General features: G+C 36.0%; 15 protein-coding genes. 6 read left to right on the forward strand and 9 right to left on the reverse strand.

The window, feature by feature from the left end:
• Positions 1-21: 21 nt before the first annotated feature.
• The 4 genes from BM296_RS01800 to BM296_RS01815 all read right to left on the reverse strand — a co-directional run bounded on the left by BM296_RS01800 (position 22) and on the right by BM296_RS01815 (position 6,180).
• Positions 22-717, reverse strand: coding sequence for a zinc metallopeptidase (locus BM296_RS01800; protein ID WP_027065871.1), 696 nt, complete (start codon positions 715-717; stop codon positions 22-24).
• Between the two features lie 135 nt (positions 718-852).
• Positions 853-1,953, reverse strand: a complete 1,101-nt coding sequence (gene ald / locus BM296_RS01805) for an alanine dehydrogenase (protein ID WP_091901031.1) — start codon at positions 1,951-1,953, stop codon at positions 853-855.
• Between the two features lie 301 nt (positions 1,954-2,254).
• A complete protein-coding gene (locus BM296_RS01810) occupies positions 2,255-5,236 on the reverse strand; it encodes a leucine--tRNA ligase (protein ID WP_091901033.1) in 2,982 nt (993 codons plus the stop codon).
• Positions 5,237-5,319: 83 nt separating this feature from the next.
• Positions 5,320-6,180, reverse strand: a complete 861-nt coding sequence (locus tag BM296_RS01815; RefSeq protein WP_091901034.1) for a UbiA family prenyltransferase — start codon at positions 6,178-6,180, stop codon at positions 5,320-5,322.
• 114 nt (positions 6,181-6,294) lie between these two features.
• Here BM296_RS01815 and BM296_RS01820 point away from each other — a divergent pair, with 114 nt between their 5' ends.
• From BM296_RS01820 to BM296_RS01845, 6 genes are all read left to right on the forward strand, one after another.
• On the forward strand, positions 6,295-8,169 hold the full coding sequence (locus tag BM296_RS01820) for a T9SS type B sorting domain-containing protein (protein ID WP_091901036.1): 1,875 nt from the start codon (positions 6,295-6,297) through the stop codon (positions 8,167-8,169).
• Positions 8,170-8,232: 63 nt separating this feature from the next.
• Positions 8,233-9,111 carry a cell division protein FtsX gene (locus BM296_RS01825; protein WP_027065865.1) on the forward strand — a complete coding sequence of 293 codons (879 nt, stop codon included), beginning with the start codon at positions 8,233-8,235 and terminating at the stop codon, positions 9,109-9,111.
• 9 nt (positions 9,112-9,120) lie between these two features.
• Positions 9,121-9,384 (forward strand): DUF3098 domain-containing protein, encoded by a 264-nt coding sequence (locus tag BM296_RS01830; protein WP_027065864.1) that lies wholly within the window; start codon positions 9,121-9,123, stop codon positions 9,382-9,384.
• The gene (locus BM296_RS01835; RefSeq protein ID WP_027065863.1) at positions 9,385-10,182 is read left to right on the forward strand and encodes an undecaprenyl-diphosphate phosphatase; all 798 of its coding nucleotides are present in this window, start codon (positions 9,385-9,387) and stop codon (positions 10,180-10,182) included. It abuts the gene before it with no gap.
• Between the two features lie 22 nt (positions 10,183-10,204).
• Positions 10,205-10,918, forward strand: coding sequence for a tRNA pseudouridine(55) synthase TruB (gene truB / locus BM296_RS01840; RefSeq protein WP_027065862.1), 714 nt, complete (start codon positions 10,205-10,207; stop codon positions 10,916-10,918).
• A gap of 64 nt (positions 10,919-10,982) precedes the next feature.
• Positions 10,983-11,711, forward strand: a complete 729-nt coding sequence (locus BM296_RS01845) for a hypothetical protein (protein ID WP_027065861.1) — start codon at positions 10,983-10,985, stop codon at positions 11,709-11,711.
• A gap of 81 nt (positions 11,712-11,792) precedes the next feature.
• On the opposite strand, the gene BM296_RS01850 is transcribed toward BM296_RS01845, so the two are convergent.
• From BM296_RS01850 to BM296_RS01870, 5 genes are all read right to left on the reverse strand, one after another.
• Positions 11,793-12,401, reverse strand: coding sequence for a thioredoxin family protein (locus BM296_RS01850; RefSeq protein WP_091901038.1), 609 nt, complete (start codon positions 12,399-12,401; stop codon positions 11,793-11,795).
• Between the two features lie 63 nt (positions 12,402-12,464).
• Positions 12,465-13,868, reverse strand: coding sequence for a TolC family protein (locus tag BM296_RS01855; protein WP_091901039.1), 1,404 nt, complete (start codon positions 13,866-13,868; stop codon positions 12,465-12,467).
• Between the two features lie 2 nt (positions 13,869-13,870).
• On the reverse strand, positions 13,871-15,223 hold the full coding sequence (locus BM296_RS01860) for an HlyD family secretion protein (protein WP_027065858.1): 1,353 nt from the start codon (positions 15,221-15,223) through the stop codon (positions 13,871-13,873).
• Positions 15,216-16,898: a peptidase domain-containing ABC transporter gene (locus BM296_RS01865; RefSeq protein WP_091901041.1), complete on the reverse strand. Its 1,683-nt coding sequence runs from the start codon at positions 16,896-16,898 to the stop codon at positions 15,216-15,218. Before BM296_RS01865 ends, BM296_RS01860 begins: the two co-directional genes overlap by 8 nt.
• Positions 16,891-17,577 carry a TetR/AcrR family transcriptional regulator gene (locus tag BM296_RS01870; RefSeq protein WP_036145938.1) on the reverse strand — a complete coding sequence of 229 codons (687 nt, stop codon included), beginning with the start codon at positions 17,575-17,577 and terminating at the stop codon, positions 16,891-16,893. The genes BM296_RS01865 and BM296_RS01870 overlap by 8 nt, the downstream gene beginning before the upstream one ends.
• Positions 17,578-17,705 lie beyond the last annotated feature (128 nt).

Here is a 17,705-nt window from a genome sequence, read left to right on the forward strand (position 1 = left end):
TATTATGAATTGAATTCAAAATTAATCTCTACCACCAAAAACTTGAAGTCCCCAGTATACTAAAGTTGCCAATGAACCAATTGCTGCTACCAAATACGTACGAGCAGCCCATTTTAAGGCATCTTCAGATCCTTTATATTCTTCTGGCGTAACTATATTTTTATTTTTTAACCATGCCAACGCTCTATTACTTGCATCATATTCTACAGGTAAGGTCACAAAACTAAATAATGTAGCAAAGCCCATCATTACCAGACCAGCTACGGCAACCCAATACCCAAATCCTACTCCAGCAGCGGCACCTAAAGCCAAACCACCGAAAACAACCCACATAGACATGCTTGATGTAACACTTACTATTGGCACTAACTTAGAGCGCATTCCTAACCACTCATACGCCTGTGCATGTTGTACCGCGTGACCACATTCGTGAGCCGCAACGGCAGCTGCAGATGCATTTCTTTGGTTATACACACCCTCACTTAAGTTTACTGTTTTGTTTTTAGGATTGTAATGATCTGTAAGCATACCAGGGGTAGAAACAACTTTAACATCGCGTATACCATGGTCAGCCAACATTTTTTCTGCAATTTCAGCACCACTCATTCCATTTTGCAAATGCACCTTGGAATAAAATTTAAACTTACTTTTTAATTTGCTGCTTACTAACCAGCTAACCAAAGCAATGGCACCAATCAATATATAATATCCCATCATAACGTTTCAATTTTTAAATCGATTAAATATACTAAAGATTCGTTCTTTTCTAAGAATCTAATATTATAAAAGCAAAAACCCCGCCAAATTCCTTTCGGAAATGGCAGGGCATATTTTACTGACATTTTGTACAGGTTAAGCGACTATCTCTTCCCAACCAAAAGCTTCTATAATTTCTTGGTATACAACTTCTCCCTTAATTATATTCAGCCCTTTCTTTAAGGTTGGGTCTTTTTCACAAGCTGCTTCCCATCCTAAATTGGCTAGCTTTAAAGCATATGGCAACGTTACATTAGTTAAGGCCATAGTAGATGTATACGGTACGGCACCCGGCATATTCGCTACAGAATAATGAACCACATCGTCTATTATATAAATAGGATCTTCGTGTGTTGTAGGCTTGGTGGTTTCTACACATCCACCTTGATCAACAGCAACATCAACGATAACCGTACCCGGCCTCATTTCTTTCAACATGTCTCTGGTAATCAAATTTGGCGCCTTGGCGCCTTTTAATAAGACTCCACCAATAATTAAATCATGTGTCTTAATAAGTCTTCTGATATTAAATTCATTAGAGAATTCAGTAACTACATGTGGTGGCATTACATCATTTGCATAACGCAGGCGCTTCATGTTAACATCTAATATAGTTACGTGAGCCCCTAAACCTGCTGCCATTTTAGCAGCTTGTATACCAACAACACCCGCTCCTAGTACCAAAACTTTACCCGGAGCTACACCAGGAACTCCGCCTAACAATACACCACGTCCTTTAACTGGTTTCTCTAAATATTTTGCTCCTTGCTGAATTGCCATTCTACCGGCAACTTCTGACATTGGCGTTAAAAGTGGCAAAGTACCTTCTTCATCTTCAACTGTTTCATATGCTATACAAACCGCTTTTTGCTTGATCATAGCCTTGGTCAACGCTTCACTAGATGCAAAGTGGAAATAGGTAAATAATATTTGTCCTTCTTGAATTAAATCATACTCTTCGGCGATAGGCTCCTTTACTTTAACTATCATTTCGCTCATGGCATAAACCTGACCAATAGTATCTAGTATTATAGCACCTGCCTGTTGATAATCTTGATTGAAAAAACCACTGCCTTCTCCTGCTTCTGACTGAACATATACTTTGTGGCCGTTTTTTACCAATTCAAAAACTCCGCCTGGCGTCATACCTACCCTGCTTTCATTGTTCTTTATTTCTTTTGGAATACCAACAATCATGATTTATCATTTTATGTTATACTGCAAAATTGAAACTAATTACTCACATATCAAACATAAAATCGATAAAACATAGGGGTTGTATATTTATAAACATATTTTAAATGTACCACACCCCTCTTTTTATAGGGGTTAATACCGTAAATTATATCAATTACAAATTACTACCCCTATAATTAATTCACTATCCCTACTAACAAAATTGACATCGTCTAACTTTTTAAACTAAACTCAGTCGCTAATTCTATAAAACAAAAAGAGGCGATGAAAATCGCCTCTTTTTTCACTATTTATATTGTAATCATCCTACGATATTGACAATTTTACCCGGCACTACAATCACCTTTTTAGGCTCTCGACCTTGTAATTGTTGTTGGGTTTTTTCATTGGCCATTACCGCAGCTTCTATCTCTTCTTTAGATAAGTCTAACGAAAGCTCTAAAGTAAATTTCATTTTACCATTAAAGGAAATAGGATACTCCTTACTGCTCTCTACCAAGTACTTTCCTTCGAATTTTGGGAAAGGTGCCGTAGCAATAGATTCTGAATGACCCAATTTATTCCATAACTCTTCTGCAATATGTGGTGCGTACGGCGATACTAAAATAGCCAACGGCTCTAGTACTTTTCTACTGTAACATTTTTGCGAAGAAAGTTCATTAACACAGATCATAAATGTTGATACCGATGTATTGAAACTAAAGTTCTCTATATCTTCTTCTACCTTTTTAATAGTCTTGTGTAATGTTTTCCACGATTCTTTTGAAGGCTCATCTTCAGTTACCTGAAAAGAAGCATTTTCATTGGAATGGAATTGTCTCCATAATTTCTTTAAGAAAGAATGTGTTCCTGTAATACCAGCCGTGTTCCATGGTTTAGATTGCTCTAAAGGACCTAAGAACATTTCATATAAACGCAAACTATCTGCACCGTACTCCTCACAAATAGCATCAGGATTAACAACGTTGTATTTGGATTTGGACATTTTTTCGACTTCGCGACCTACTTTAAATGTTCCATCCTCTTCAGTGATAAATTCCGCATCCGCAAATTCATCCCTCCACTTTTTAAATCCTTCAATATCCAACTCGTCCGATGCATTTACTAATGATACATCTGCATGAATTGGAACAACCTGATTTATTCTTAATTCAGCTTTCGCCAACTTATTATCAAAGTAACCAGCAAGCCTACTCTTTAAGTTCATATTAAACTCTTTCAGCATTTCAGACGACCTTTCCAACTTAGAAAACAAAGTATAAGAAATGTAAACTTGATTCATTCTTTGCATGTCCTTCCCTAAGTCAGAACTACTACCTTCAAAACCAAATGTTGCCGGCGACAATCTATACACAAAAGCACTAGTCCCCGTAATCATTCCTTGGTTGATGAGCTTTTTAGCAAACTCATCTTTAGGCACCAAACCTTTATCAAACATGAATTTTTGCCAGAAACGAGAATACAACAAATGCCCTGTTGCGTGCTCACTACCGCCAATATATAAATCTACATCTTGCCAATAGTTAATCGCTTTTTCAGAGAATATGTTCTCGCTATTGTGCGGATCCATATACCTATTAAAGTATTGCGAACTACCTGCCCAACCCGGCATAGTATTCAACTCTAAAGGAAATACCGTTTCATTATCTATTTTATCATTAGAAACTACCTTATTTTCTTTGGTACACCATGCCCAAACCTCAGCATTACCTAATGGCGGCTCTCCTGTCTCGGTAGGTAAATATTTTTCAACTTCTGGCAAGGCAATAGGTAAATACTCTTTTGCAATCATTTGAGGCATCCCGTCTACATAATATACTGGGAAAGGTTCTCCCCAATATCTTTGACGACTGAATACAGCATCACGCAATCTATAGTTTATTTTTCCTTCGCCATGTCCTATTTTCTCTAACTCATATATCGCTAATTTCATAGCTTTCTTATACGGTAATCCGTTTAGAAAATCAGAATTTGCAATAACCGTTTTATCCTTATCTGCGAATGCTTCCTCAGAAATATCCACACCTTCAAATATGTTAGGTATAGGTATATTGAAATGCTTTGCAAAATCGTAATCTCTTTGATCACCACATGGCACGGACATTACCGCTCCAGTCCCATAACCAGCCAATACATAATCACCAATCCAAATTGGAATAGGTTCTTTTGTAAATGGATGTTCTGCATATGCACCTGTAAAAGCACCTGAAATAGTCTTCACATCTGCCATACGATCACGCTCCGAACGTTTTGCAGTTGCTTCTATATAGGCTTCAACTTCAGCTTTTTGTTCTGCGGTCGTAATTTTACTTACCAGTTCATGCTCGGGAGCTAAAGTCATAAAAGAAACTCCAAAAATAGTATCGGGTCTGGTGGTAAAAACTTCTATTTTCTCATCATGCTCCTTCACATTAAAAACAGCCGAAGCACCTTGAGAACGACCTATCCAATTCGTTTGGGAATCTTTCAATGGTTGTGGCCAATCGATTTTCGCCAAACCGTCTAACAAACGCTGTGCATATGCGGAAATACGCATGCTCCATTGGGTCATTTTTTTACGAACTACCGGGTGACCACCACGTTCCGACACTCCGTTTACTATTTCGTCATTCGCCAATACCGTACCTAGTGCAGGGCACCAGTTTACTTCAATATCTGCCAAGTACGTTAATCTATATTGCAATAATATTTCTTGTTTTTTAACATCAGAAAACGTAGTCCATTCCTCAGCTGTAAAAGATTCTATATCATCATCGCATACTGCATTTACATTGGCATTTCCATCCGAAGAAAATTTAGCAATTAACGTTTCTATATCCTCTGCTTTGTCGGTATCATTATTATACCAAGAATTGAATATTTGAATGAATATCCACTGTGTCCATTTGTAATACTCAGGACTAGAAGTACGTACCTCTCTGCTCCAATCAAAAGAAAAACCTAGCTGATCTAACTGCCTTCTATAGGTTTTAATATTTGCAGCTGTAGTTACCGCAGGATGCTGACCTGTTTGAATAGCATATTGCTCTGCCGGCAAACCAAAAGAATCATATCCTTGTGGGTGCAATACATTATAACCTTTGTGCCTTTTATATCGTGCATAAATATCACTTGCAATATACCCTAGCGGATGACCCACATGAAGTCCTGCCCCAGAAGGATAAGGAAACATGTCTAACACATAGAACTTTTCTTTTTCAGAATCGTTCTCTGCTTTAAATGTTTGATTTTCTGCCCAGTATTTTTGCCATTTGGCTTCAATTTCGTTGAAATTGTATTGCATGATCTTTACTTCTTTTCTGTAAGTCGCAAAAATAGGTTTATTCTGTTAAAGGCGAAAGAATAACGTTATGGATACAGCCTGTGCTATACCTCTAATAAATTTCCACTGTATAACACCCACAGCATAGAAGCTAGGGCAGATAAATTAATGAGGTAACCAAACAATTTCATTTCTGACAATGTATAAGCCCTACCCTTAAATATCACAAAAATATCTAATACCATAAACGCAGAAAAGAGACCAAGAAATGATGCCAAAACTATATCTTGAAACCAATACCAAACTAAAACAGATTCGCACACCAATATTAAAAGCATCAGTAATTTTGAATTTTTACGCCCAATTAACGTTGCGGTAGTGCGTTTACCCGAAGCTAAATCTGGTTCTATGTCCATTATTTCACCAGCTATGTGAGCCTGAAATGCAAACAATGATAAATAGACCAATGTCTGCCATGGTAGTGTGTCTAAATTATTCAGTTCTGTTGAAAAGAATACCGTAACCACATACCCAACCTGAATTAGAATTTCAAATGGAGGTCTTTCTTTTATTCTAAACGGCTTAAAATTATAAAGGATATTCACGACCACCATAAACAGTAGTAAAAAGAACATTTTTAAACCAGAAATAAAGGTAAATACAATTACAAACACAGACGTGAGTATGGTATTTTTAGTCAGCACACCACTGAGCTGAGACTTTGAAGCCTTCGCACCAAAAAGAAAATTTCCTTTTCTGTCATTTACGGCATCTGCATCTATATCATTATAATCGTTTAGACCGTAAACCAAATAGTTTAATGGAAAGGTGACAAAGAGTAGCCCTAACCAAAAATTCATATTCAACCAAAACTCTGACTGATTGCCAAAAGGAACTAAATAAATCCAAATTGTAGGAAACCAAAGTCCGGGTCTCGATATTTTTAGATCCAATAAATTAAGCATCTTGTATAATTAGGTTGTGATTTTGGTGAAAATACCAATCTTCAAATAGGCTCTGTATCTTGAATTGAGTTTATTTATTCATCGTACTAAAAAGTATATCTTTAACCAGTGAATATGATGTACTCCAGATGTTTTCTACTTACTATTCTACTAACGTGTTGCGGCATAACTTCATTGCATGCGCAACTAGGTTTCTGTGGTGGTAATTCTGGTGACCCAATTTTTACAGAAGATTTTGGTTCTGGAACAACCGACGGGCCTGCTTTACCTGCCGGTACAACTACCTATAGATTTACCACAGGAACCCCAAACGACGGAGATTACACAATTTCAAGCACATCTAACTACTTTGATTGGCTCTCTATACAAGATCATACACCTGGTGATAGCAATGGAAAATCTTTTATAGTCAATGCCAGTTTTACGGCGGGAGAATTTTACCAGCGAGAGGTAACAGGGTTATGCGAGAATACCACATATGAATTTTCATCGTGGCTCATTAATTTACAACCAACAGGTAGCTGTGAAGGCAACAGTATTCCCGTAAATGTACGTTTTCAAATATGGGACGAAACAGATACTAACCTTCTTGCACAAGGTGATACAGGGAGCATACCTGGTACTGGAAGTACTCAATGGAATCAATACGCCTTAGTTTTTAAAACAGAACCAGGGCAGACATCCGTAATTCTAAAGATGAGAAACAACAGTAATGGCGGCTGCGGAAATGACCTTGCCATAGATGATATTCTATTTAAATCTTGCGGAGATAATATCAACGTTTCTTCTGGTGCCAACGAACAAAGCTTGGTGGTTTGCGAAAATCAAGGCGGTGTATCAAGAACATTAACCGTTACACCAGATTTTTCCATTTTCTCAACACATGCGTACCAATGGCAACAGAGTACAGACCAGCAAAACTGGACAGATATTCCTGGGGAAACGGGTGACACCTTATCGACACCTGCTGTAACCAGTACCACATATTTCAGGGTAAAAACGTCTGAAGACCCCATAAATGTGAACAATGACTTATGCAATGTAGTATCGGATGTTTTTGATATTATAGTTTTACCAGTACCCAACGCCCCAACCAGCGCAGGGGATGTTATTATTTGCGAAGGCGAATTAGGAACCTTAACTGCTACAACTCAAAATTCATATTCCATTAATTGGTATGATGCCCCTACTGGTGGAAATTTAATTTTAGCTGAAAATCAAAATTTAGAAATAGGGATAGCCGGCACGTATTATGCCGAGTCCAATTCAAATGAAATAGAATGTGCATCCATCACTAGGACTGCAGTTACCTTAACCGTTAATCCATTACCCCTAATCCCAGATGATGTAAGCACTTTTATTTGTGAAGACTCTTTTATTACTCTCGATGCAGCTGTTGATAAGGTTACTTACCAATGGAGCACAGGGGCAACCACCAAACTTATAGATATTACTGAGCCAGGTGAATATTCGGTGACCGTTACCAATACCAATGGATGTTCAGAATCTCGCAATTTCTTTGTAGAACAAATAGACTTACCAAGGATAGACCGAATAGAATCTGACGGACCCTCTATTATTGTTTCCACTATTAACGAAGGAAATTTTGAATATTCCTTAGATGGAATTTCATTTCAATCCAACCCAATTTTTGAAGCTGTAAAAGGAGGCTTTTATACTATTTATGTGCAAGACAATACAAATTGTGGCGTAGTAACCGAAGATTTTTATCACTTAGTCATTCCTAAGTTTTTTACGCCTAACGGAGATGCCGTCAATGATGTTTTTGAACCAGACGGGCTTGAGATTTTTAATTCTGTTACGATTTCAATTTTTGACCGCTACGGCAAGCTCATCAAATTCGGAAATACAAATTCGGCTTCATGGGATGGCACTTTTCAAGGTGAAAGATTACCAGAAGATGATTATTGGTATCTAATTGAAGCGGATTCTGTCCAATTTAAGGGACACTTCAGTTTAAAACGTTAACGGTTCAAATTTTTAAGTTCCATTTGACAATACTTTGCTATTTTTACTGCACTTTTAAGTACTATGGCGAACTCTTTCGAAAATTACCAAAGACGCAAACTCATCTCCTCCTATTTTTCTGTGGTGCTAAGTATTGCATTGGTCTTGTTCCTATTAGGAATATTAGGATTACTGGTATTGAATACCAAAAAAATGGCAGACCGTTCTAAAGAACAGATTACCATATCTGTCTTTTTAAAGGAGAACACCAAAGAGATTGAAGTAGAACAACTTCAAAAAACTTTGGCAATGTCAGAATACACCAAATCTTCTACTTATGTTTCTAAAGAAGAAGCAGCAAAGCAACACAGTGAAGAAATAGGCGAAGACTTTGTTGATTATTTAGGCTATAATCCACTAAAAAATTCTATCGACGTAAAACTTAACGCAGATTTCGTAACTGCAGAAAAAGTAGAAGAAATAGCCGATACCCTAGCAGAAAAGAGCTTTGTAGACGAAGTAAGTTATGATAAGGTCTTAGTAAGTATGGTAGCCAAAAGTGTAGAACAAATAGGCTTCTGGATTTTAGTAGCCAGTGCCATCTTTACCTTTATAGCTGTATTATTAATAAACAGCTCTATTCGATTATCTATCTACTCTAAAAGATTTATCATCAAAACCATGCAAATGGTTGGGGCGACAAAGACCTTTATTAGAAGACCGTTCATATGGCAAAATATTAAACTAGGTATGATTGGTGCCGCAATTGCTTTATTGGCTATTGGCGGCGTCGTATATTATGTAAATACTAATTTTCAAGATTTAGGCCTTTTAGATGAACCTTATATTCTGGTAATTTTATTCGTTAGTGTTTTTCTATTAGGAATTCTTATTTCGTTCATTAGTACCTATTTCGCGACCCAACGCTTCTTAAATCTTAGAACGGACGAATTATATTATTAAATTTGCGGCATGAGTAAAAACAATAGAGTAGAACAGCATACCAAGCAAGAATTTATTTTTCAAAAGAAGAATTACGTATTCATGTTCATTGGTCTTGCCTGTATTACGGTAGGTTTCATTTTAATGAGTGGTGGTGGTAGTGACGATCCAAACGTTTTTAATCCTGAAATCTTTAATTTCAGAAGAATTAGACTAGCACCTACTTTGGTACTTATTGGCCTAGGAATAGAGATTTATGCCATTTTGTTGAACCCTCACAAAAAGAAAGATTAATTGGATACTTTAGATGCTATTATACTCGGTATTATTCAAGGATTAACCGAGTTTCTTCCTGTTTCTTCAAGTGGTCATTTAGAATTAGGTAAAGCCATTTTAGGAGATAACTCTGTACAAGAAGAAAGCTTATTGTTTACCGTAGTTCTTCACTTTGCTACCGCACTGAGTACCATTGTTGTTTTCAGAAAAGATATCTGGGAAATTTTAAGTGGGCTATTTCAATTTAAATGGAACGAAGAAAGTCAGTTTTCTGCTAAAATTATCATCTCTATGCTTCCGGCCGTATTCGTAGGTCTGTTTTTTGAAGAACAATTAGAAGCTTTTTTTGGTGGCAATATTAGGTTTGTAGGCTTTATGCTTATCATTACCGCAGTACTATTATACTTTGCAGATAAAGCAAAAGACACCGATAAAAAAGTAAGTTTCGCCAATGCATTTATTGTAGGTATATCTCAAGCAATTGCTATGTTACCTGGTATTTCTCGTAGTGGAGCTACTATTTCTACTTCTGTTCTTTTAGGTGTAGATAAATCAAAAGCTGCTCGTTTTTCTTTCTTAATGGTTGTGCCGTTAATTTTCGGTAAAATTGCCAAGGACCTTATGAGCGGAGATTTAACTTTCGACGGAGAAAATAATGTAGCGATGGGCGCAGGTTTTATTGCTGCCTTTCTTGCCGGTCTTGCCGCTTGTACTTGGATGATTAAATTGGTACGAAAAAGTAAGCTTTCGTATTTCGCCATCTACTGTCTTGTTGTAGGATTGATTGCCGTAATTTACGGATTCACTAATCCGTAGTACTACTTAAACACTCAAATTCATGAAAGATTTGACCAAAGAAGACTATTTAAACGGTCAAGTATTATTGATTGATAAACCATTAGAATGGTCCTCTTTTCAGGCGGTCAATAAATTGAAATGGGCTATCAGAAAAAGGTTTAGTTTAAAGAAATTTAAAATCGGACACGCAGGTACTTTAGATCCGTTAGCTACGGGACTTCTTATAATTTGCACCGGAAAATTTACCAAGAAAATCACCGAATACCAAGGACAAGAAAAAGAATACACTGGTGTTTTCACCTTAGGTGGCACCACACCATCTTACGACCTTGAAACAGAAATAAACGAGACTTTCTCAACAGAACACATTACCCCCGATTTAATTAAAACCACCACTAGCCAGTTTCTTGGTGAAATTGAACAAGCACCACCTGTTTTTTCTGCACTAAAGAAAGATGGAAAACGTTTGTATGAATTAGCTCGCGAAGGCGTATCCGTAGATATCCCAAAACGAAAAGTATCTGTAAGTGCTTTCGAAATTACTAAAATTGACGGTCTAAATATTCACTTTAGAATTGCATGCAGTAAAGGCACTTATATAAGATCAATAGCTCACGATTTTGGCAAAGCCCTAAATTCGGGAGCACATTTAACTGCACTTAGAAGAACCAAAATAGGTGATTTTAACGTAGATAATGCACAAGACCCTTTGGTCTTTGCCGATATATTATTAGGACCTGAAGAAAATAAGTAACCAAGATTTGATTGTCATTTATCGATCTTCTAAAATATTTTGGTGTTATTAAGGTTATATAACCATGAATCTGAACAGAAAACAATTATCATTACTTGCCACTATTTTTAGCTTGTCTATTGTAGTGCTGGTTTTGTATGGAATTCAGTTTGGTGGACAACAAGAATCTCATGAAGATTATGTTGTAGAAATGATCATGGACCAAGAGGTTTTAGAAGAAATTCTAAAAAAAGAGGAACCATTAGAGGAGCAAATCAATGCAGACCCTATAAAAAGCCACTTAGCCTTTAATGAAACGGCAAAGCCAAGTTATGGCAATCCAGAACCTTTACAGACTTTAGAAGAATTAATGGAAGAACGCAGCGAAATGAGCGACGGTGACCCTACCGAAGATATCATTTCTGATACGGGTTATTCTGAGAGAGTAAAAGCGCTGGCTAAAAAGAGAGAAGAAAAAAAACAATTATTAGGTGAAAAGGAGGCTCAGAAGAAAGAGTTTACCAATAACCTAGCCGCAAGAAGAACATCTGTTTCTTACTCTTTGGTTGATAGAAACAATTATAAATTACCTCCCCCCATATATACTTGTATTGAAGGAGGCAAGGTTGTTATCAATATAGAAGTAAATGCATTAGGCTATGTTACCGAAGCAGATTACAATGAAAGAAGTTCGGGAACTTCTAATGGCTGTCTTGTTGAGAACGCTATTAATTACGCCTTAAAAGCAAGATTCAATTCTTCTGAAAAAGATTCTCAAAAAGGTACAATTACTTACTTATTTCAAGGGAAGTAAACTAGTCCAGAAAAGAAACACACAAAACATTGCTAAAAATGCTAATTTGAACTTTTGAGTACCGCCTCGAAATTTTTAATCTTAATTATCGAGTAATTTTAGCAAATCTTCTAGAATACTTTGCCCTTTATCTTTATTATAAAAAATCTGTAAGTCTTGTTTAAATTCTGCTGTTAACTGACCATTTTCCGCTTTATAGGTATCTACCAATTTTGTCGCTTTCATTGACCTTGGTCCCCAAGTGGCTACTACGGTATTTTCCTCTCCATCAATTGCTATTAATTTTGGTATAGACATACCGCCATTGGTTAGAAACTGATTCATAATATCTAAATTCTCATCACGTAGAATTATAGACAATGATATATTAGGATTTAATTCTGTTATCTTGTTCATCACCGGTAATGCAGGTGACGCATCTCCACACCAGCTTTCTGACAATACCAACCAAGATATTTTTTGCTGAACAGATTTAATCTTAGCAACAGCATCATCGCTAAACTTCAAGGTTTTGTCCCATCTTCGCATACGACTATTATTCAATTGCGTGTATTGAGACAATGCTTCCGATTGAACCGGACCTGTTGCCAATCCTTTTTCAGCTAAATCTGAAACCAAATTTCTATATTCTGAATAGCTATAACCAGTTTCTAATCCTTTTTTAACTAAATCTTCTATCACTAATTCCATCAAGCTTACTTTTATTTTTATCTATTCTAATCGAACGCTTTAGTAGTGATAAATGTACAAAGCTTACAAATTCTCTGGATTGACCGCTAGACTATTAAATAATTTAGCCTTAGCCGTAAAGTATTTATTCTCTACCTGATTTTGTTTTAAAACAGCATCTATCAGCTTACTTTCCCTTGAATTAATAAGGAACAGCGAGCTTTCTCCAAAGGTAAATTTTCGTTCTTCTGCTGCCAATAAGGCTTCATAACTTGCCACAATATCATCTATTAAAACATTCTGATTTTCAAATGAATCTAACTCATTGTAAATAGCCGTTATTTTATTTTGAATCTGTACCTCAGCATTATCAAACTCGTACTGAGCATCTTTTAATTTCAATTTTGCCAATTTCAAATCTCCCCTTTCTTTTCTCAGAAATAACGGGAGCTCAAAATTCAATCCACCCTTGTAGTTCTGTGTTTCAAATGAATTTATATACTCTGGTGTTTCCGTAATAAATTTATACTCCACGTCTATTTTAGGCAATAACTTGTTTGTCTTTAAACGCTTATCTACTACCAAACCATCTATTTTATACCCTAATGATTTTAATTTAGGGTGATTATCCAGAACAAAACTATCTAATGGCTTTCCTAAAATTTCCAATGCTTGATCTATCTCTGTATCTAAAGAAGTATCTGGTACCACTTGCGGCTGTAGTTCCATTGGTATGTTTTCACCCATCCACAAGTAATTAGAAAGTTCTAACCTCGCATTTTGCAAAACAACATTTGCTTGCTCCTTTTCTAACGCTCTATTCTGAACTGCTATTTTAGCCTCAACCGTATCTATTGCTGCTATTTCTCCAGACTGCGCACTTCTGTTTACGCCTTTTAATCTAACCTTTGCATTTTTTAAAAAGTCATTAAACAATAAACTATTGCGGTAAGCCTGCAACCAATTGAAATAGGCCAAAGAAGCATCGAACAATACTTGATTGACCAATAAATCTCTATCTGCCTTAGACTGCTCCCTAAAAAATTTGGCTTTTTTTACGGTGGCCATGCGCTCGTTCATCCAAGATCCACGACCTAAAGAAAGAGACACCCCGGCACTGTAAAGCCCGTCATCTGGCACATTTCTTTCGGCATTTAAATACTCACCAGAATACTGCTCAAATTCACCTTTCAACTCTATTCCGTACCAAGTAGGCACTTTAAAAGTAGAATTCAATAAATCATAATACTCCGTTCCTTTAAACTCCTTTGTAGCATAATCAAGGGAAATTTTAGGGTCAAAACCGCCACGTGCTTTCATAAGATTTGCTTGCCCCACGCTCATAACCATCTCTGCCTGTTTGGTAATAGGGTGGTACTTTTTTACATACCCCAAATACTCTTTAAAATTCAATGGTATAGTATCTTCCGTTTGGGCATTTGCAACAAAACCAAGGCACAGATAGAAAAAGAAAATAAATCTTCTCATCGTTATTTTTTTACGGGTTTGTCTTGTGCTCCTTCTGGTTGATAATAATTTGGCGGAAATCCGTTTAATTGACGCCACAGCTCGTACCAAATTGGCACATCTTCCAATAATGCAATTGTATTTGCCCCAGAACCTACACGTAATGCATTTGGCCAAGCTTGATCTTCCTTATCCGGGGACAGCAACACTCTATATTTCCCATTCGGATTTATAAATGTTTCAATGGCAACTACTTTACCGGCATACGTACCGTATGATGCATTTGGCCACCCGCTAAATACTATTGCAGGCCATCCATCAAACTGAATTCTGACTGTTTCTCCTAAATGAATAAGCGGTAAATCTATAGGATTTACAAATGTCTCAACCGCCATATCATAATCTGCAGGCATAATACCAACCAACGGAGTTCCTTCTTTAAAGGTCTCTCCAATACCAGATGTTATTACCTTATTTATATACCCATTTTGCGGTGCACGTATATATCGTAACGCACTTCGCATTTGATAATTTGTATAATCATTCTCCAATTTACTTACCTGTGCCTCAGAGTCAAATTGGTTGGACATCGCCGTAAATTTATCGCTCTGTGCTTTTGAAATTTTATCGGTATACGAAGCCTGCACTCTATTAATTTCTACCTCGGCATTTATAATTTCATTCTTGGCAGCCAATAATTTATTCTCTTGAGAAAGTAATTTTGCTTGCGTTTCCTGTAGTTTTAATCTTTTCTCTTCAACATCTGTTACCGCCTTTAAACCTTCGCTTTGCAATTGCGCCGTACGCTCATATTGCCGCTCCGCGATTTTAATATTGGTTTTAGCAGCTTCAAAATCTATACTATCACTTTGCGCTTTTAGCTTTGACTGCAACAGTTTGTTTTTTGCCTGCTCTAACTTTAACCTTCTTTCATTAAAAAGTGCACCAACCTGATTATCCAATGATTTTACCTTACCCTCGTAAGATGTAACAGAAGAACTTTTAGACTTCAATTGTTGCCCGGTGCGTTCTACTAAATCTGGATCGAAATATTCTGATTTAACTTCAGATATAAAGAGAATAGTATCTCCCTTTTCTACATAATCTCCCTCTTGTACAAACCACTCTTCTATTCTACCCGGTATTTGAGATTGAATAGTTTGTGGTCTTTGACCAGGAGTTAAAGTAGTTAAATATCCTCTTGCATTTATAGTTTGTGTCCAAGGAAGAAACAATACAATAACACCTACTGCCGCAAAAGCAAAAAGAAACCTATTAAAGTGCTTGTAATGTCTATTATGATTAACTTTTTGAACGGATTTAAAACGCTCTATAGACACATTTTGGTTTAGTTTTTTATGAGATATATTAAGCATCTTTTCCTTCGATTTCGTTAATTATCTGTCCTTTTTCCATCGTAATGATTCGCGAACATTTTTTGATCCACTTATCATTCTCACTCACCACTAACAATGCCCAGCCGTTAGATGGGTCACTTAAAAAGCTTAAAATTTTATCTGCTTCTTCAACGTTAAACTGATCTAAAGGATCTTTTAGAATAAGTAGTTTTGGCTTACGCACAATACTTCTGGCTAAAACAATTTTCTTTGACACCGTATGCGGAATCTGTTTCCCCTCTGGATACAGAATTGTATTTAAACCTTCTGGTTGTTTTTTAACAAAATCAGTCAGTCCAACTTTATCAAGTGCCCAATACACTTGCTCATTAGTGGTGTCTTTATCGCCAAAAGTAATATTGTGTAAAATTGTACCTTCAAAAGGCGATTCTTCTGGTAGCGATTGCCCTAGATGAGAACGATAATAATTTAAGTTCATTCCTTTTAAAGAAACACCATTCACATATACTCCACCGGAATCGGGCTCTATGATACCTGCTATAATTCTTAGCAGCGTATTTTTACCAGAACCACTGCTTCCTCTTAATAGAATAGTACACGATGGAGAAATTGTTAAACTTAAATTAGAAATTATCTCTCTTTTAGGTTGCGGTACGCTATATGAAATTTCATTTAATTCTATGGTAAACGCTTGGTTCTCCAAAAATGGTTTTTCACCATTCTGTTGTTCCAATTCCTTATCTACCACCTGTCCCATTTTTTCTAAAGAAGTTAATAGGTCATAAAAAGTTTCAAGTCCTAAAATCAGCTTCTCTACTGAACTTATCACTAAAAGAATAATGATTTCTGCAGCTACAAATTGACCTATGTTCATCTCTTGGTTTAGCACCAACAATCCACCTATCAATAAAAGTCCGCCAGTTACCAAAACCTTAAAACCAATCATCTGTATAAACTGTAGCACTATTACCTTAAAGTGGCTTTCTCTGGCATTCAAATACTCTACTACTAGGGTATCGTTTTTATCCAAAGCATGAGAAGTTTTACCAGATAGTTTAAAACTTACAATTGAACGGGCAATTTCCTGAAGCCAATGCGCCACTTTATATTTACTCTTAGACTCATCTAAACTAGTGTCTAAACCTCGTTGTGCGGTAAACTTAAATACTACATATATCAGCAAAAGCAATAAAATACCATACACGATAAAGAAAGGATGGTAGAATGACAACAGCAATAAACCAAATACAATTTGTAATAATGCGGCAGGAAAATCTATTAAAACTTTAGACAATGATTTTTGAATCGTTAGCGTATCAAAAAACCTATTCGCCAATTCTGGCGGATAGTAATTATGAAGTTCGCTCATTTTTATTTTCGGAAATCTATATGCGAACTCAAATGATGCCCTAGTAAAAATTTTTTGCTGAACATTTTCAATAATTCTAATTTGCATTAACTGAAGTATCCCCACAAATGCTACACCCAAGGTTACCAATACAACCAATACTATCCACGATGTACTTATTTGAGCACCTTGCATTAAGTTAATTATTGCTTGTATACCTAATGGCAAAGACAAGTTTACCACACCAGCAAATATGGCATAGTAAAAAACCTGAAATACGTCTTTCTTATCTAGTTTTAATAAGCCAAGAAAACGTTGCCAAGCAGTTAGTATATTTTTACTCATCTATTTCTTTATTTAGCGTATTGAATACAAGGTGTGTTAGATACTGTGTCGGGGTTACCTTGTCGTTACAATCTGTAAGGGAAGGAAAATGTTCTTTTAAAAAATGCTGATGCAAACCATTTTCTAAAATGGTACTTGCCAGACTTGTTGGATATTGATAATCAGAATCAACTTCTGTAATCATTTCTCCCAGCCTACCTATAAGTCTTTTGTAAATGATGTAGAAACCTTCTTTATTTTCGGCATCTACCTCTTTAGTTAAGTATGACTTAGAGTACTCATTAATAACAATTTTATTTAGCAAAACTTCATTAATGTGAGAGAAAGCAGAATCTTCTTTAACCTCTCTAGTCATTATTAATATTGCTTTTAGCAGTTTTTCTTTTGAGCTTTTAATACTATTAGTTGCGAATACCATTTGATACTCCATCCAACCCCAATACCAAGATGTTAGATATAATAGAAGCTTATGTTTATTCTCAAAATAACGATAAATAGAACTTTCGTTAGAGCCTATTTTAAGTCCTAATTTTTTGAAAGTAAAGTTTTCAAAACCCATTTCATTAATCATCTGAATACTTATTTCGATGATTCTCTTTCCCAATTCAGAGGACTCTGGATTCTTAACAAATAACTTGTCGTTAATCTTAATAGTTACGCCCTGTAATAATCTATCCATTACTCCTAAATTTAAATCTATTGCAAATATAATAGTATTACTATCATACTATAATAGTTTAACATTTTTTAACGAAAGTAATGCTTTCTTATTTGAAGTTTTTGTTATTTTCGAGTTGAATGAAACAT

The organism is Maribacter stanieri, from assembly GCF_900112245.1.
In the GTDB taxonomy this organism is placed as follows: domain Bacteria; phylum Bacteroidota; class Bacteroidia; order Flavobacteriales; family Flavobacteriaceae; genus Maribacter; species Maribacter stanieri.

What these genes read in the sequence shown, in the direction of transcription:
- BM296_RS01865 (WP_091901041.1), bottom strand. Translation starts at nt 16,898, where the DNA reads ATGAGTAAAAATATACTAACTGCTTGGCAACGTTTTCTTGGCTTATTA.
- truB (WP_027065862.1), top strand. Translation starts at nt 10,205, where the DNA reads ATGAAAGATTTGACCAAAGAAGACTATTTAAACGGTCAAGTATTATTG.
- BM296_RS01810 (WP_091901033.1), bottom strand. Translation starts at nt 5,236, where the DNA reads ATGCAATACAATTTCAACGAAATTGAAGCCAAATGGCAAAAATACTGG.
- BM296_RS01825 (WP_027065865.1), top strand. Translation starts at nt 8,233, where the DNA reads ATGGCGAACTCTTTCGAAAATTACCAAAGACGCAAACTCATCTCCTCC.
- BM296_RS01850 (WP_091901038.1), bottom strand. Translation starts at nt 12,401, where the DNA reads ATGGAATTAGTGATAGAAGATTTAGTTAAAAAAGGATTAGAAACTGGT.
- BM296_RS01830 (WP_027065864.1), top strand. Translation starts at nt 9,121, where the DNA reads ATGAGTAAAAACAATAGAGTAGAACAGCATACCAAGCAAGAATTTATT.
- BM296_RS01855 (WP_091901039.1), bottom strand. Translation starts at nt 13,868, where the DNA reads ATGAGAAGATTTATTTTCTTTTTCTATCTGTGCCTTGGTTTTGTTGCA.
- ald (WP_091901031.1), bottom strand. Translation starts at nt 1,953, where the DNA reads ATGATTGTTGGTATTCCAAAAGAAATAAAGAACAATGAAAGCAGGGTA.
- BM296_RS01845 (WP_027065861.1), top strand. Translation starts at nt 10,983, where the DNA reads ATGAATCTGAACAGAAAACAATTATCATTACTTGCCACTATTTTTAGC.
- BM296_RS01800 (WP_027065871.1), bottom strand. Translation starts at nt 717, where the DNA reads ATGATGGGATATTATATATTGATTGGTGCCATTGCTTTGGTTAGCTGG.
- BM296_RS01820 (WP_091901036.1), top strand. Translation starts at nt 6,295, where the DNA reads ATGATGTACTCCAGATGTTTTCTACTTACTATTCTACTAACGTGTTGC.
- BM296_RS01860 (WP_027065858.1), bottom strand. Translation starts at nt 15,223, where the DNA reads ATGCTTAATATATCTCATAAAAAACTAAACCAAAATGTGTCTATAGAG.
- BM296_RS01870 (WP_036145938.1), bottom strand. Translation starts at nt 17,577, where the DNA reads ATGGATAGATTATTACAGGGCGTAACTATTAAGATTAACGACAAGTTA.
- BM296_RS01815 (WP_091901034.1), bottom strand. Translation starts at nt 6,180, where the DNA reads ATGCTTAATTTATTGGATCTAAAAATATCGAGACCCGGACTTTGGTTT.